General features: G+C 71.8%; 18 protein-coding genes. 15 read left to right on the top strand and 3 right to left on the bottom strand.

Annotated features, from left to right (window positions below):
* Positions 1-128: 128 nt before the first annotated feature.
* Positions 129-1,214 (bottom strand): magnesium/cobalt transporter CorA, encoded by a 1,086-nt coding sequence (gene corA, locus CLV40_RS03360; RefSeq protein WP_104476850.1) that lies wholly within the window; start codon positions 1,212-1,214, stop codon positions 129-131.
* A gap of 397 nt (positions 1,215-1,611) precedes the next feature.
* Here corA and CLV40_RS03355 point away from each other — a divergent pair, with 397 nt between their 5' ends.
* Positions 1,612-2,115 carry a MaoC family dehydratase gene (locus tag CLV40_RS03355; RefSeq protein WP_104476848.1) on the top strand — a complete coding sequence of 168 codons (504 nt, stop codon included), beginning with the start codon at positions 1,612-1,614 and terminating at the stop codon, positions 2,113-2,115.
* A gap of 18 nt (positions 2,116-2,133) precedes the next feature.
* Positions 2,134-3,249, top strand: a complete 1,116-nt coding sequence (locus tag CLV40_RS03350) for a DUF2332 domain-containing protein (RefSeq protein ID WP_104476846.1) — start codon at positions 2,134-2,136, stop codon at positions 3,247-3,249.
* Between the two features lie 3 nt (positions 3,250-3,252).
* Here the strand turns inward: CLV40_RS03350 and CLV40_RS03345 are convergent, their stop codons facing one another.
* Complete coding sequence (locus CLV40_RS03345; RefSeq protein WP_104476844.1) at positions 3,253-3,675, bottom strand: NUDIX hydrolase; 423 nt, start codon at positions 3,673-3,675, stop codon at positions 3,253-3,255.
* Positions 3,676-3,820: 145 nt separating this feature from the next.
* On the opposite strand from CLV40_RS03345, the gene CLV40_RS37735 reads away from it, so the two are divergent.
* The 4 genes from CLV40_RS37735 to CLV40_RS03330 all read left to right on the top strand — a co-directional run bounded on the left by CLV40_RS37735 (position 3,821) and on the right by CLV40_RS03330 (position 6,140).
* A complete protein-coding gene (locus CLV40_RS37735; RefSeq protein ID WP_181043305.1) occupies positions 3,821-3,985 on the top strand; it encodes a hypothetical protein in 165 nt (54 codons plus the stop codon).
* A 19-nt stretch (positions 3,986-4,004) separates the two neighbouring features.
* A complete protein-coding gene (locus CLV40_RS03340) occupies positions 4,005-4,577 on the top strand; it encodes a PH domain-containing protein (protein WP_104476842.1) in 573 nt (190 codons plus the stop codon).
* A 79-nt stretch (positions 4,578-4,656) separates the two neighbouring features.
* A complete protein-coding gene (locus tag CLV40_RS03335) occupies positions 4,657-5,520 on the top strand; it encodes a PHP domain-containing protein (protein ID WP_104477739.1) in 864 nt (287 codons plus the stop codon).
* Positions 5,520-6,140 carry a MarC family protein gene (locus CLV40_RS03330; RefSeq protein ID WP_104476840.1) on the top strand — a complete coding sequence of 207 codons (621 nt, stop codon included), beginning with the start codon at positions 5,520-5,522 and terminating at the stop codon, positions 6,138-6,140. The genes CLV40_RS03335 and CLV40_RS03330 overlap by 1 nt, the downstream gene beginning before the upstream one ends.
* Here the strand turns inward: CLV40_RS03330 and CLV40_RS03325 are convergent.
* A complete protein-coding gene (locus CLV40_RS03325) occupies positions 6,137-6,484 on the bottom strand; it encodes an ArsC/Spx/MgsR family protein (RefSeq protein WP_104476838.1) in 348 nt (115 codons plus the stop codon). The genes CLV40_RS03330 and CLV40_RS03325 overlap by 4 nt on opposite strands.
* An 83-nt stretch (positions 6,485-6,567) precedes the next feature.
* Here CLV40_RS03325 and CLV40_RS03320 point away from each other — a divergent pair, with 83 nt between their 5' ends.
* The 9 genes from CLV40_RS03320 to CLV40_RS40190 all read left to right on the top strand — a co-directional run.
* Positions 6,568-7,374 carry a RecB family exonuclease gene (locus CLV40_RS03320; RefSeq protein ID WP_181043344.1) on the top strand — a complete coding sequence of 269 codons (807 nt, stop codon included), beginning with the start codon at positions 6,568-6,570 and terminating at the stop codon, positions 7,372-7,374.
* A complete protein-coding gene (locus CLV40_RS03315) occupies positions 7,371-7,775 on the top strand; it encodes a hypothetical protein (protein WP_245931027.1) in 405 nt (134 codons plus the stop codon). The genes CLV40_RS03320 and CLV40_RS03315 overlap by 4 nt, the downstream gene beginning before the upstream one ends.
* 250 nt (positions 7,776-8,025) lie before the next feature.
* Entirely contained in the window at positions 8,026-9,165 is a 1,140-nt protein-coding gene (locus CLV40_RS03310) for a WXG100 family type VII secretion target (protein ID WP_146107913.1), read from the top strand.
* A gap of 8 nt (positions 9,166-9,173) precedes the next feature.
* Positions 9,174-10,190, top strand: coding sequence for a hypothetical protein (locus tag CLV40_RS40195; RefSeq protein ID WP_181043304.1), 1,017 nt, complete (start codon positions 9,174-9,176; stop codon positions 10,188-10,190).
* Positions 10,187-11,029 (top strand): ESX secretion-associated protein EspG, encoded by an 843-nt coding sequence (locus tag CLV40_RS03305; RefSeq protein WP_181043303.1) that lies wholly within the window; start codon positions 10,187-10,189, stop codon positions 11,027-11,029. Before CLV40_RS40195 ends, CLV40_RS03305 begins: the two co-directional genes overlap by 4 nt.
* A 103-nt stretch (positions 11,030-11,132) precedes the next feature.
* Positions 11,133-12,548, top strand: coding sequence for a WXG100 family type VII secretion target (locus CLV40_RS03300; protein WP_104476832.1), 1,416 nt, complete (start codon positions 11,133-11,135; stop codon positions 12,546-12,548).
* Positions 12,549-12,575: 27 nt separating this feature from the next.
* On the top strand, positions 12,576-12,929 hold the full coding sequence (locus CLV40_RS03295; RefSeq protein ID WP_104476830.1) for a hypothetical protein: 354 nt from the start codon (positions 12,576-12,578) through the stop codon (positions 12,927-12,929).
* Positions 12,929-13,756 carry an ESX secretion-associated protein EspG gene (locus CLV40_RS03290; protein ID WP_104476828.1) on the top strand — a complete coding sequence of 276 codons (828 nt, stop codon included), beginning with the start codon at positions 12,929-12,931 and terminating at the stop codon, positions 13,754-13,756. Before CLV40_RS03295 ends, CLV40_RS03290 begins: the two co-directional genes overlap by 1 nt.
* A gap of 415 nt (positions 13,757-14,171) precedes the next feature.
* Positions 14,172-14,456, top strand: a 285-nt coding sequence (locus CLV40_RS40190; RefSeq protein WP_342752243.1) for a helix-turn-helix domain-containing protein, incomplete at its 3' end; no start/stop codon positions are given.

Here is a 14,456-nt window from a genome sequence, read left to right as displayed (position 1 = left end):
GCCAGTAGCCAGAACTTCACATTGGTCAGCAGCCGGGTCATGGTGGTACCTCCCATCACGGGGGTGAACGGGGAATCCGGTGTGGCTGAACGACTCGCGCGGGTGGGGAGCGCGGGTGGGTCGTCCGGCTACAACCATCGGTTCTTGCGGAAGATGCGGTACAGCACGATGCACGCGATGAAGATGACGACCATCACCATCGGGTAGCCGAACCGCCACTTCGTTTCCGGCATGAACTCGAAGTTCATGCCGTAGACGCCGACCACCATGGTGGGCACGGCGATGATCGCGGCCCAGGAGGTGATCTTGCGCATGTCGGTGTTCTGCTGCAGCGTGATCTTCGCCAGGGTGGCGTCGACCAGGGTGTTCAACAGCTCGTCGAAGCTGGTTACGCGTTCCGAGACGGTGGTCAGGTGGTCGTCCACGTCGCGGAAGTAGGAGCGGACCTCGTCCGGTACCAGGGGCGAGCAGCCCTCGGCCAGCCTGCGCAGCGGGTTGGCCAGGGGCATGACCGCGCGGCGCAGTTCGAGGATCTCCCGTTTCATCAGGTACATCTGCTCGGCGCTGACCTGGCTGCGCGGCGCGAAGACCGCCTTCTCGATCAGGTCGATGTCGTTCTCGAACGCCTCGGACACCGCCAGGTACGTGTCCACCACGTGGTCGGCGATGGCGTGCAGCACCGCGGCGGGGCCGTGGCGCAGCCGGTCCGGGGCTCCCTCCAGCTCGCCGCGCAGCTGGTGCAGCGCGGAGTGCTTGCCGTGGCGGACGGTCACCACGTAGTCGGCGCCGAGGAAGGCCATGATCTCGCCGGTCTCGACGATCTCGTTGGCCGTGGTGGGCGACTCGTGCTCGACGTAGCGGACCGTCTTGAGCACCATGAACAGGTTGTCGTCGTAGCGGTCCAGCTTCGGGCGCTGGTGCGCGCTGACCGCGTCCTCCACCGCCAGCTCGTGCAGCCCGAACGTCTCGGCCACACCCTGGATCTGCTCGGCGTCGGGTTCGTGCAGACCGATCCACACGAAACCCTCACCGCGGCGGCGGACCTCGGCGACGGCGTCGACGTGCGTCCAGCGGCCGGGTAGGCGCACACCGTCGACGTACACGCCGCAATCGACCACGTACGCCGACAACGGCACCGGGACCGGCGGCGCAGGCGGCGCCGCGACGCGGTTGGCGCGGCCTCTCAGACCGCCGAACGAGGGAATGGAAGGCATCCGGACCTCCAGCGACTCCCGCCGCGCCCGCGCGGCGGACCGGGGGTCCGGTGGTCCGGACCCGGCGGTGACGGAGCGTCCCGGCCGGTATCGACGGTGTCAGCCCAGGGGGCGGGCACCTCCGGAGGAGACGCGGGTACTACTGCAACCAGTCGCGGATTCATGACCATGCGGGTCGCTCATGGCGTCTCACCTCCTTGAGCCGACGGCGGTCGTGGGATGAGCCCAGGCCCTGCCGATCCGACAGCGTACTCCAGGGCGAGGCCCAGTCGACCACGCCCCGGTGAATACGAAACGCACTTTACAACCACCGTGCACTGGCTCACACACCGGTTGCACCCCGGGCGGCCGCCCCGTACACAAGGGAACCTACTCGCCGGTCACATCGGGAGGGCGCGTGCAGTTCGGCCGTTATTACGAGGAGTTCGAGGTCGGTGCCGTCTACAAGCACTGGCCCGGCAAGACCGTCACCGAATACGACGACCACCTGTTCTGCCTGCTCACCATGAACCACCACCCGCTGCACCTCGACGCCCACTACGCGGAGAACTCCACGGATTTCGGCAAGAACGTGGTGGTGGGCAACTACGTCTACTCGCTGCTGCTGGGCATGTCCGTGCCCGACGTCTCCGGCAAGGCCATCGCGAACCTCGAGATCGAGTCGCTGCGCCACGTCAAACCGACCTTCCACGGTGACACCGTCTACGGTGAGTCCGAGGTGCTGGACAAGACGCCGTCGAAGTCCAAGGACGACCGGGGCGTGGTCTACGTCGAGACCCGCGGCTACAAGCAGGACGGGACGGTCGTCTGCACGTTCCGGCGCAAGGTTATGGTGCCCAAGCGCTCCTACGGCGAGGCCCGAGGGGGCGAACAGCCGGGGCGGCCCGAACCCCTGGCCTAGAGACGCGGAGGAAGCCCCGTGGTCGTGGCGTTGGACGAGATCAAGCAACGGCTGCGGCGCTTCGCCGAAGTGGAGGCGGGTGAGGAGTCCCCGCTCTACGCCCACCTCGCCGCGAAGGCGGCCGAGGACGACGAGGTGGCCGCGCTGCTGGGCCCGGCGCAGCCCGGCTTCGGCCACCCCACGCTGCTGCTGGCCGCCGCGCACCGCGCGCTGCAGGCCGAGCCGTTCCACGAGCTGGTCAACTACTACCCGTCGATGGGCGGCAGCTACGGGCTCGACGCGGGCACCTGGCCGCTGTTCCGCGGCTTCGTGCTGGAACGGGCCGACAAGGTCCGCGCCCTGGTCGCGGGGCACACCACCCAGACCAACGAGGTCCGCCGCGCCGCCGTGCTGTACCCGGCGGTCGCGCTCGCGGCCAAGCAGGCGGGCGCCCCGGTCGGGCTGCTGGAGGTGGGGTGCAGCGCGGGTCTGCTGCTCAACCTCGACCGCTACGCCTACCGCTACCAGACCGAGCAGTCCGGGCAGGTCGTGGCCGGTCCGACCAAGACCGCGCTCGGCCTGCACTGCGCGCTCGAGCTCGGCCCGGACGCCGCGCTGCCGACCATCCCCAAGAAGCTCTCGGTCGTCGCCCGGGTCGGCCTGGACCGGGCGCCGGTCGACCTCGCCGACGAGGACGCGGCGGCCTGGCTGGAGGCGTGCATCTGGGCCGACCAGCCCGAGCGTCAGCGGCTGTTCAGCACCGCCGCCCAGTTGTGGCGCAAGCACCCGCCGGAGCTGGTGCGCGGCGACGCCGTGGCCGACCTGGCCGCCGCCGCGGACCGGGTGCCCGCCGACGCGCCGCTGGTGGTGATCACCAGCCACGTGCTGACCTACCTCGACGACGCCCAGCGCGCCGCGTTCACCGCCGCGCTGGGCGAGCTGGCCGCCGCCCGGCCTCTGTGGTGGGTGAGCGAGGAGGCGTACCCGGCGGCCATGGCCCCGCTGCTGCCCGGCCGCGCGGACCTCGAACCCGCGCCGGGGCAGACCGCGTTCAGCGTCCTGGCGCTCACCAGGTGGGACGGCGGCGCCCCGGAGGCCACCGCGCTGGCCCGCGCGGCCATGCACGGTGAGCGCATGGTCTGGCTTGTCCGATAACCGTCATCCGGGCAGCTCACCCCAGTCCGTCAACTGCTCGAAAAGCGCGGTGACCAGGGCATCCGTGTCGCGCAATGTGGTGAACATCGCAAGATCCACCCAGATGGCCGCATCGGCGTCATCGCCGGGGTGAAGATCACCGCCGGTAACTACGCAGCGGTAATCATGGATCTCGTAGACACCCTTCGGCGAGGGGCGTTCCACGCTGCCCACATGGCGACCGATCGCCACCTCGAGGCCGGTTTCCTCGCGGACCTCCCGTCGCAATGCGACGGTGTCCGACTCTCCTGGCTCGATCTTCCCGCCCGGGATCGACCACAGGCCGCGATCGGGCTCCCGGCCGCGGCGGATCAGCAGCAGCCGATCGCGCCCGTCCCGGATGATCGCGCCGACGCACCTGATCTTCCGAACGCGTTCCCCGCTCATGGCGACGGAGCGTAGCCGTCACACTGTGGTGACCGTCCGCGTTGCCCCAAGAGCGCGACTACCCTCCCCTCGGGCCGCCCGGTGCGGTACAACGGATCTCAATGCAGGCGCCATCTCGGGTGCGTACGGAACGGGGTAGATCGCAGTGGACATCAAGAAGGTCTTGATCATCACTGGGGCCGCTTTGCTCGTCTTCTTCCTGGTGACGCAGCCGGTCCAATCCGCCGGGATCGTCAACTCGATCCTGACCACCCTCCGTGAAGGGGCCGAAGCAGTGATCACCTTCGTGCGCACTGTCTTCTCGAGCTGACACGAAGTAGCGTCGGAGCATGTTCGCCCCCAGGGACCCCGACGAGTACCTGCTCGACTCCGAACGCCGGGTGATCCGGGTGCGCAGGCACTGGGCGAGCCTGGCGTGGCAGGTGTTCGAGGCCGTCGCGCTGCTCACGGTGTGCGTGATGATCTCCTACCTGCTGCCGCCCGCGGCGTGGCTGATCCAGAACATCCTCTGGTACGTCGCGCTCGCGGTCGTGCTCCGCTTCACCTACCAGGTGATCGAGTGGTGGGTCGAGCGGATCGTGGTCACGGACAAGCGGTTCATGATGACCACGGGCGTGTTCACCACACGCGTGCTGATGATGCCCATCAGCAAGGTCACCGACCTCACCTACAAGCGCACGGCGACCGGGCGGATCTTCGGCTACGGCACGATGGTCGTGGAGTCCGCCGGTCAGATCCAGGCGCTGAACAACATCGAGTACCTGCCCAAGCCGGAGCAGGTCTACGACGCCATCTCCGAGTTGGTCTTCGGCGACAAGAAGGCCCAGGCGGAGCGGTTCTCGATGATCAAGGCCCAGCGGTTGGCCCGGGGCGTGCGGCGGTCCAAGAAGGCCGTCGGCTAGTCCGTTCCGGCGGGCTGCTCCGGCCACGGCGGCGACCACCCGCGTCGTGGTGACCTGGCTCATCGTGAACACTGGGCCGGTGCGGATCGATCTCCACTGCCACAGCACGGTGTCCGACGGCACGGACACGCCGACCGAGCTGGTCACCGCCGCGCGCGCGGCGGGGCTGGACGCGGTCGCCATCACCGACCACGACACCACCGCGGGGTGGGACGAGGCCGCCGCCGCGCTGGCACCCGGCCAGCGGTTGCTGCGCGGTGCCGAGCTGACCTGCGCGTCCCCCGACGGCCGCGGCGGGCAGTGCACGATCCACTTGCTGGCCTACCTGTTCGACCCGCACGCTGAGGCCGTGGTCGCCGAACACGCCAAGACCCGCGCCGAGCGCCGCGTCCGCCTGCACGCCATGGCCAGCCGCATGGCCGAGGACGGCTACCCGGTCGACGCCGACGCGCTGATGGCCGAGCTGCCCGGCGACGCCACCGCGGGCCGCCCGCACCTGGCCCAGGCGCTGGTCCGCGCGGGCGTGGTGGACTCGGTCGACCAGGCGTTCAGCGAGCTGCTGCACGGCCGCAACCGCTTCTACGTGCCCAGCCGCCGGACACCGGTGCTCGACGCCATCCGGATGACCAAGGCGGCGGGCGGGGTCACCGTGCTGGCCCACGGGTTCGCCCACCGGCGCGGCCCGACGGTGACCGCCGAGGTGGTCGAGGAACTCGCCGACGCGGGCCTCGACGGGCTGGAGATCGACCACCCGGACCACGAGCCGCCTGCGCGGGTGCAGCTGCGGGAGATCGCGAACCGCCGCGGCATGGTCATCACCGGGTCGAGCGACTACCACGGGACGAACAAGACAATCCGCCTCGGCGCGGAAACCACGGCCCCGGAAATGCTCGATGAGATCGTGTCGCGGGCGACGGGGGCGGAACTGCTCGTGGGTGCCTGATGGCGTTCTTCGACGCCGCCTTGTTCGCCGAGGCGACGATCACGCTGGTGGTCATCATGGACCCGCCGGGAACCGTGCCGGTATTCCTGAGCCTCACCGGCCGCAAAACCCGCGCCACCCGGAATCGCGCCGCCCGGCAGGCCGTGCTGGTTTCCCTCGGCGTGATCAGCCTTTTCGCGCTCAGCGGCGAGGCGATCCTGCGCTACCTGGGAATCGGTATCCCCGCGTTGCAGGGCGCGGGCGGTCTGCTCCTTTTACTGATCGCGCTCGACCTGCTGACCGGTAAGGGCAGCACCGAACCGGAAGCGGTGGAGGACGTCAACGTCGCCCTTGTGCCGCTGGGCACGCCGCTGCTGGCCGGTCCCGGCGCGATCGCGGCGACGATCGTGTTCGTCCGGGAGGCGGGCGGGCACATCGAGTCCTACGTCGCGCTCGGGCTGGCGATCCTGGCCGTGCACGTGATCCTGTACCTGTGCCTGCGGTTCTCCGGCGCGGTGATCCGGCTGATCAAGGACAGCGGGATCACGCTGCTGGCCAAGATCGCCGGTCTGCTGCTCGCGGCCATCGCGGTCCAGCTGGTGGCGAACTCGGTCCGGGGCTTCATCGCGGGCGGCAGCTAGTCCAGCGCCTCGGACAAGGCCTCGGGGGAGCGGGCGACGTAGGCGCGGCCGTCGTCGGTGATGACGATCGGGCGTTCGATCAGCACCGGGTTCGCGGCCAGGACGGCGATCCACGCGTCCCGGTCGCGCGGCAGGTCGGCGAGACCCAACTCCTTGGCCCGCGGCTCCTTGAGCCGGGTGATCTCCCACGGTTGCCTGCCGAGCTTGGTCAGCACCTCCGCGAGCTCCGCGGCCGTCGGCGGCTCGTCGAGGTAGCGCCGCTCGGTGTGGCCGGGCGCCGCGTCGTCGAGGGCGGCCTTGGCCGTGCGGGACTTGGTGCAGCGCGGGTTGTGCCAGATCTCCATGGGGCGATTCTGCCCGGGCGCGATTTGTGTCGGTGCCGGTGCGTACCGTGTGCGGCGTGCAGGAGCAGCTCGGGTTCGACGCCATGCCGAAGAGGCTCATCAAGGTCACGCCCTCCCGGTTGGGGGTCTGGGCGGACTGCCGCCGCCGGTTCCGGATGACCTACGTCGACCGGCCGACGCCACCGAGGGGCGGCCCGTGGGCGCACAGCACCATGGGCGCGGTGGTGCACAACGCGCTCAAGGGCCTGTTCGACCTGCCCCCGGACCGGCGCACCCCGGAGACCGCGGCCAAGCTCGTCGCCGCGCACTGGAAGGACGACGGCTTCGCCGACCAGGCGCAGGCGGGCCAGTTCCGCGAGCGGGCGGCGGGCTGGGTGCACGACTACGTCAAGGACACCGACGTCACCGAGGACCCGGTCGGCCTGGAGCGCTGGGTGTCCGCGCCGGTCGGCACGATCGTCGCCGAGGGGCGGGTCGACCGCATCGACCAGCGCGGCGACGAACTGGTGATCGTCGACTACAAGACCGGCAAGCACGCCCTCACCACCGACGACGCCCGCGGCTCCCAGGCGCTCGCGCTCTACGTGCTCGCCGCGCGCCGCACCCTGCGCAGGCCGTGCACCAAGGTCGAACTGCACCACCTGCCGACGGGCACGGTCGCGTCCTGGGAGCACACCGAGGAATCGCTGGGCCGCCACCTGTCGCGGGCCGAGGAGAGCGCGGACGAGTTCCAGCTCGCCATCGACACCGCCAAGGCCGGTGGCGACCCCGAGGTGCTGTTCCCGCCGAACCCGGGCCGCCAGTGCGGGTGGTGCGACTTCCGGCGCAGCTGCGCCGACGGGCAGGCCGCTGGACCGGCGCTGGACCCATGGGCGATGCTGTCCCCGTGACAGGGCCCACCGAACGCCTGCCCCAAGACCACCAGCCCGACGACGAGGTCACCACCGTCGAACTGCCCCGCGTCCGGCAAGCCGGGGACGACGCGGTGCCGGAACGGGCCGAACCCGAGCAGCGGCGGCCGCGGTCCGGTTTCTGGCGGGAGATCTGCGGCGCGCTCGCCATCGGCCTGTGCGTTCTCGCGCTCATCGTGCTGGTTCTGCAGGTCGTGGCCTGGAGCAAGGGCGTGCCGGGGCCCGGCGTCGGTGTGCTGCTCGGGCACTTCGCGATGGCCGCGGTCGCGGTGCTCGCGCAGTGGTTCGCCGACCGCAGGCGCGGCCCGGAGGCCGCCCTGGCGATGCTCGTGGTGGGCATCGCGACCGGTGTCGCGATCTGGTTCTTCTGGTGGGCCTAGGCCATTCGGGTGGCGCCGGAAGCGCTGCGCGGCAAACACTTCCGCGCGCCGGGTCGAACTCTTCGTGACAACTCCGGTATCCGCCGCGGGGTATCGATGCCGGTGCGCGGAGCGAGGAGTGATGGGGAGGGAACTGTTGGTGCCGGGTCCGCGTCCTAACGGTTAGCGTGTTCGTCGGGAGCGGGCGTCCTAGGGGTTTTCCGGGGAACGGCGGCCGGGTGGGCCGCCGAGGGGGGTCTTTGCAGCGATGGTGACAGGGCGGCAGGCGGACGACCGGTACGTGACCGGCGGGGTCAACTGGGAGTCCTACTCGCTGGAGCAACTGGTCAAGATGGTCGCCGAACAGGCCAGCGCACCCCAACTGGAGCGCCTGGCCGACGACTGGCGGGCCGCCGGGACCGAGGTCGTGGACGCCTCCGACGTGCTGCGGCGGGCGTTGGACGACCTGATGGACTTCTGGTCCGGTACCGCGGCCGAGCAGGCCCGCACGGACGTCGCGCTCAACGCGCAGTGGGTCGCCGACCTCGGCGAGACCGCGCACCAGATCGGCGACCCGATCCAGGAGGCGGCGGGCGCGCTCAAGGCCGCCCAGGACGCCATGCCCGACTTACCCGACAAGCCCGCCGTCCCACCCGCGCAGGCCGCCGACAGCGCCGCGCGCGGCCTGGACGCGGGCGGTCCGCTGGTCTCGGCGATCACCGGCACGGCCGCGGGCGCGGAGAGCGCCTTCACCGCCGAGCAGGAGCAGGCCCAGCTCAAGGTGCGCGCCGTCGAGGCGATGAAGCGGTTCGAGGGCGCGGCCATCGGCATCGACCAGGCGACGCCCCGGTTCGAGGAGCGCGGCACCGAGCTGCGCCCGGAGCCGGGCGACCCGGGGACCCCGCAGTTCCCCCCGATCCGGCAGCCACCGTCGCTGCCGCCGGGTGGGATCGACGGGCGGATCTCGTACGAGACGGACGTGCGGCTGCGCTGGGAGTCGCTGACCGCGTCCGGGGACCCGGGCACGGCGGTGCAGAGCCTCGACTCGTCGGCGGGCGGCGGCTCGGCCGGCATCGGCGGTGGGTTCGGTGGTGGTGGCGGTGGTGCCGCGTACGGCGGTGCCGACGCCGGTCGTGCCGCGTTGCAGCCCGGTGGGTCCGTCGGGGTGACGGAGGCCGTCACCGGTGGTGGTCGCGCGCCGGTCCCGATGGGGGGCGGCGGCGGATTGGCCGCCGCTTCCGGGTCGGCCGGTGCGGGCGCCGGGATGGGCGTGGGCGGGATGCCGATGGGCGGCGCGGGCATGGGGGCGGGCGGCTCGGAGTCCGGTGAGTACCGCAGGCGCTACCCGTACGACGCCGAGGACCCGTTCGCACTGGACCAGAAGGCGTCGCCGCCGGTCATCGGGCTGTAGGGGGACGAATGCAGGAGATGGAGCAGTACCGGCTCGCCGAGGACCAGGCCGCGGGCAACCCGCCGCCGATGCCGGTCACGGACGTGTTCGCGATCCCGGCCCGCGACCTGACCGCCGGGTCGATCTCGGGCTCTGTGCTGCCCGACGGCGGCGTCCCGGTGGCCGCGGACCCGGTGCACCGCCCCGATCCGCTGCCGGTACCGGACCCCGTGCCGCCGGTGCCCAGCCCGGCGCCGGTCCCGCCGCCGGTGCCCGACGCGTCCGTGCCGAACATCCCGGTTCCGCCGGGTGGGGTCGTGCCGCCGGACTCGCCCGTGCAGCCCGGCGTCGGCCAGCCGCCCGCGCCCGGCGCGCCGGTTCCGCCGCCCGCGCCGACCCACCCGCCCGCGCAGTCCGGTTCCGCCCCGCCCACGGCGCCGTCGATACCGACCGCGCCTGGCCCGGTGGTCCCCGCGGACGCGCCGACCAGCACGCTTCCCCTGCCGCCCAAGGACAACGGGCCGGTCACGACTCTGCCGGGTGCGCCGGAGGGCAGCCAGCAGCCCGGTGACGCCACCGTCACCCTGCCCGCTCCGGGCAAGGACAAGCCGGACAACGGCAAGACCGACCCGGGGACCGAGCAGCCCGACCACGTCGAACCGGGCAGCGCCGAACCGGGGTCGACCCAGCCCGGCGGCACGCCGCCCGCGAACTCGCGCGGCTACTGGGACGTCGACCTCGACCGCCTGCACGGGTTCAGCCTCGCGGTCACCGCCGCCCGGTTCGGGCTCGCCGCCGTGCAGACCCGGGTCGAGCGCATGCAGGGCGACGCGTACACGCCCAAGCTCGGCACCAGCCCGGTCGGCGAGCAGCTGGCCAAGAAGTTCGACGACCGGCTCAACGGCGACGAGGGCCTGCGCGGCCTGCTGGCCGAGGCGATGCGCCGGATGGACCAGTTCATCGAGAGCGCCGAGAAGGTCCGCGACAGCTACCGCGCCGTCGAGTCCACCAACCAGACCGACATCACGGGCACAGGCCGCACGTGACCGAGCTGCCCACGGGACTCGACCCCGACCCGGGATTCCGGGGCGGGGTCGAGGCGTGGCTGCACCCGGCCGAACTCGACCTGCTGTGCACCTTCGCCGAGATCGCCGCGCCGTTCCCGCTGCGCGCCAAGGCCCTCGGCGACCGCCGCGCCGCGTACGCCGCGGCCCGCGCCCAGCTCCACGCCCGAGGTCTGGCCGACCACCGGGGACCGCGCGGCATCGCCGCGGACCTCGTGCACCTGTTGCGCGAAGGGGCGGGCGCGCTCGACATCATGGTTGCCCGTCGGGGCCAGGTACACGGCGCGGTCGTGCTCGCCCAGCGCGGCGAGGGGCTGCTGATCACCCAGGACATCCGGACCGCGGGCGCCCGCGCGCACCTGCTCGCGCTGTCCGCGCACGACGCCGTGGACCGCATGGTCGACCTGGTGCCGGACCTGGCCCCCGCGCTGTCGGCGCCGTTCAGCGTGCCGCGCGCCGCGCTCGACCGCGTGCACCGGGCCATCCAGGCCGCGACCGAACCGGACGGCTCACCCCGCAGGCTCGAGCCCGACGAGGTCGACCGGCTGCTGCGCGCGCACGGCATCGACGACCAGACCGCCAGGAAGATGGCCACGCACCTGCAACCGGTGCTGGGCAACGGCCAGGCGGGCGTGGCAGTCCGCCGGGGCTACGGCGACGAATGGACCAGGTCCGGCGACGAGGTGCGCTGGCTGGACACCGCGCGCGGCCGGTTCCGGCTGGCCGCCGACGAGACCGGCGAGTGGATGAGCGTCAACCCGTTGCCGCGCGAGGAGTTACGCACGCAAATACGTGGGCTGGCGGGCGAGCTGTGGTGGTGACGGTGGGTACGGACCGTCGGTGTCATCAGCTACCGTGACGAACGGGATTCAGGGGAAGAACAACCCGGTCCGGTGACCCCGGGCTGAGGGAGGGGCGCGGGAGATGATCGGCGATCTTGGCGATCTGGTCGCCCGGATGACGCAGCAGGCCCGGCAGGCCTCGGCCGCCAGGGCCGCGGCGGACCAGCAGCGCAGGCAGCGGCGCGAGGTCGACGACAGCTACGTCGTCGGCGGCACCAACTGGGACGGCTACTCGCTCAAGTCGCTGCAGCGGATGGTCGGCGACCAGGCGAACCCGGCCCAGCTGGACATGCTGGCCACCGAGTGGGCCCGCTACGGCGACAAGGTCGCCCAGGCCTCCCGCGACCTGTCGCGCTCGCTGGCGAAGCTGATGCCGTACTGGTCCGGCGCCGCCTCCGAGGACGCCAAGCGGGTCGTGGTCGGCAACGCCGCCTGGATCTCCCAGCTCGGCGGCACGGCCAAGAGCATGGCCGACCCGATCCAGGACGCGGGCGGCGCGCTGCGCTCGGCCCAGTCCACCATGCCCGGCGGCTCGCCCAGCAGCCCGTTCCTGGCCAGCGCCGGTGGCGGCGCGGCGGCGGGCTTCGCGGTCGGCGGCCCCATCGGCGCGGCCTTCGGCGCCGCGCTGGGCGGTATGGCGAGCGCGTTCGGCTTCGGCAGCAACAAGAAGAAGATGAAGCGCAAGGCCGTGCAGACCATGAGCCGCTTCGAGACCGCGGTCATGGGCATCGACGGCACCACCCCCCGCTTCGGCACCCCGGCCGACGGCGTGCACCCCGGCCCGGCGCCGGTCGTGCCGCGGCCGCCGCAGGTCACCCCGCCCGGCCCCGGCGTCACGCTGCCGCCCGGCCCGGCGCACCCGCCGCACCTGCCCGGCACGCAGCCGCCGCCGCACTACCCGGGCGCGCCGAGCCAGGGCACCACGCCGTCGTTCACCCCCGGCGTGGACAAGGGCTGGGACCAGCACTGGCGGGACATCACCAACAACGGCCACAACAACCGGGTCCCGCTGCCCAGCGGTCCGGGCGCGAACGGCATCGGCGGCACGGGTCCGTTCGGTCCGGGTGGGCCGGTCGGCGGACCGTTCGGCAACGGCCGCCCCATCGGCGGACCGGGCTCCGGTCGGCTGGGCTCCGGCCCGAGCGGCGGCCGCGGCGGCCCCTTCGGCGCGCCCGGTGCGAACGGTCGCGGCGCGGACGGCAGCCGCACCCGCGGCGGCGCGGGCCGCGGTGTCGGCGCGGGCTCGGGCGGTCTCGGCGGCGCGCCCGGCAGCGGCGCGGGTCGCGGCGGTCGCAACGGGACCCGGGGCGCGAGCCGGTTCGGCCGGGCGAACGCGTTCGGCGCGGACCCGCACGGGCGCAACAACAACGGCTACGGCATGCCGCCGGGTGCGCGCGACAAGGAAGAGGACGACGAGTACCGCAGGCGCGTCCCGATCGAGGAAGACCCGTTCACCACCGCCGACCTGACCGCCGCCCCGCCGGTCATCGGCCTGTAGCCCCCTTCCGGCAGAGAGAAGGCCCTTGTGTACGTCGACGAACCAGGCAGCAACTCGGCCGCGGGCAGCGGCTGGCAGGTCGAGCCGGAGCAGGTCCGCGAGTTCGCCGCGGCGGTCGCGGAGGTCCGCGCCGACCTGGACGAGATCTTCGCCGAGGTCGCCGAGCTGACCAGCCCGGCGTACCTGCCGATGCTCGGCACCAGCCCGGTCGGCCAGCAGCTGGCGGAGAAGTTCAACGACCGCCTGGCCAGCGAGTCCGGCCTGAAGGGCCAACTGGAGACCGCCCTGCAGCGCATGGAGGAGTTCGTCTCCAGCGCCGAGCGCACCGCCAACCACTACGAGCAGAGCGACACGGCCAACGCCCAGCGCTACGGCGCCTGATGGACGCGGTGCCCGGCGTAGCCCTGCACCCGGTCGAGCTGGACCTGCTGTGCACCTTCGCGCAGGTCCAGCCCCCGTTCCCGCTCGAAGCACCGTCCACCGGCACCTCGGACGTGGAACGGCAGGTGCTGTTCGGCGCGGCGGCGCAGGAACTGCGGGACCGGGAACTGGCGGACGAGGACGGACCGCTGGACGTCGCGGAGGAGTTCGTCTACCTGCTGCGCAACTGCACCGGGGTGCTGGACCTGGTGCTGAACCGGGAATCCGGCCCACTCGCGGCAGCGGTGCTGACCCTGCGGGACGAGGCGCTGCTGGTCACCCAGGACAGCACGGACCCACACGGGATGACCTGGTTGTGGGCGGCGACCCTGGACGAGGCGGTAGCCCGCCTGGCGTCCTTCATCCCGCGCGCGGAGACACCGGTGACGACGCCGTTCAGCCTGCCGCTGCGGCCCCTGCAGGCAGCGTTCGACGTGATGATGTCGCGGATGCCGGAGAACGGGGCGGGCCCCGTGCCGATGAGCCAGCGGGAGATCGAGGAACTCCTGAACGCACACGGGATCGACGACCGCGTCGCCCGGCGGATGGTGTCGAGCTTGCAGCCGGTGGTGGGGAACGGGCAGCTCGGGGTGGCCGTCCGGGACGAGTCGGAGGACCAGTGGCGTCGTGGGGGACGGGAACTGCGGTGGTTGGACACGGACCGCGGGCGGTACCGGCTGGCGAATGTGGACGGGGATGGGGACGGGGACGCTTGGATGAGCGTCAATCCGTTGGGGAATGAGGAGTTGTACGGGGAACTGCGGTCGCTGGCCGTGCGCATCCGCTGACGGCCGGAGCCTCGATCCCGTAAACCGCCACCTGGTCCAGCCAACTCCCACTCCAGCACTCTTCTCTCCCAAGCCATCGCAGAACCGACTGCCCGAATTCCCCAGCCCCCACCCATCGCATTTCTTGTCGAGCTACCCCGCAACCGCCGCAGAAGCCCCACCCCCACTCCCACCTAACGCATTTCTCCCCAACCACCCCCACAACCGCCGCAGGATCCCAGCCCCCACCAGAACGCAACGCGCCCCTGCCATACGCCTTGATTGGGTGGACTTGCTTTGTGTGTGTGGGCCTGCCAAGCTGTCCGGCGGGTGGGGTGGCTTGCCCATCCCCACCGCTTTTGCCCCGCCGCAGGTTCGTAGGGGCCCTTGACCTCAACTGGTCGATGCGCTGGCGTGCGATGGTCTTCGTGGGTGGGTGATCGGAGATCATGTCGTGGCGTGTCGGGTGAGTTTGAGTGCCGAGGAGCGGGAGACGATCTCGCGGGAGTTGCGGGCGAGGCGGTCGTTTCGGTTTATCGGCAGGGTGTTGGGTCGGCATCATTCGGTGGTCGCTCGTGAGGTCGCCCGTGATGGCGGGAGATTGGCCTATCGAGCGTTGAAGTCGGGCACGCGTGCCGCGGTCATGCGGAAACGACCGAAGCCGCGGAAGCTGGAGCAGTCTGGTCGACTGCGCGAGTATGTGATGGCGGGCTTGGATCGC

Source organism: Actinokineospora auranticolor, from assembly GCF_002934265.1.
Taxonomy (GTDB): domain Bacteria; phylum Actinomycetota; class Actinomycetes; order Mycobacteriales; family Pseudonocardiaceae; genus Actinokineospora; species Actinokineospora auranticolor.
The sequence above is the reverse complement of the archived record's forward strand: the minus strand, read 5'-3'. Positions and strand labels throughout refer to the sequence as shown.

Bases quoted from the DNA above. Each gene is read 5' to 3' on its own strand.
- CLV40_RS03330 (WP_104476840.1), top strand. From the start codon at position 5,520: ATGGCGTTCTTCGACGCCGCCTTGTTCGCCGAGGCGACGATCACGCTG.
- CLV40_RS03345 (WP_104476844.1), bottom strand. From the start codon at position 3,675: ATGAGCGGGGAACGCGTTCGGAAGATCAGGTGCGTCGGCGCGATCATC.
- CLV40_RS03300 (WP_104476832.1), top strand. From the start codon at position 11,133: ATGATCGGCGATCTTGGCGATCTGGTCGCCCGGATGACGCAGCAGGCC.
- corA (WP_104476850.1), bottom strand. From the start codon at position 1,214: ATGCCTTCCATTCCCTCGTTCGGCGGTCTGAGAGGCCGCGCCAACCGC.
- CLV40_RS03325 (WP_104476838.1), bottom strand. From the start codon at position 6,484: ATGGAGATCTGGCACAACCCGCGCTGCACCAAGTCCCGCACGGCCAAG.
- CLV40_RS40195 (WP_181043304.1), top strand. From the start codon at position 9,174: ATGCAGGAGATGGAGCAGTACCGGCTCGCCGAGGACCAGGCCGCGGGC.
- CLV40_RS03320 (WP_181043344.1), top strand. From the start codon at position 6,568: ATGCCGAAGAGGCTCATCAAGGTCACGCCCTCCCGGTTGGGGGTCTGG.
- CLV40_RS03340 (WP_104476842.1), top strand. From the start codon at position 4,005: ATGTTCGCCCCCAGGGACCCCGACGAGTACCTGCTCGACTCCGAACGC.
- CLV40_RS03290 (WP_104476828.1), top strand. From the start codon at position 12,929: ATGGACGCGGTGCCCGGCGTAGCCCTGCACCCGGTCGAGCTGGACCTG.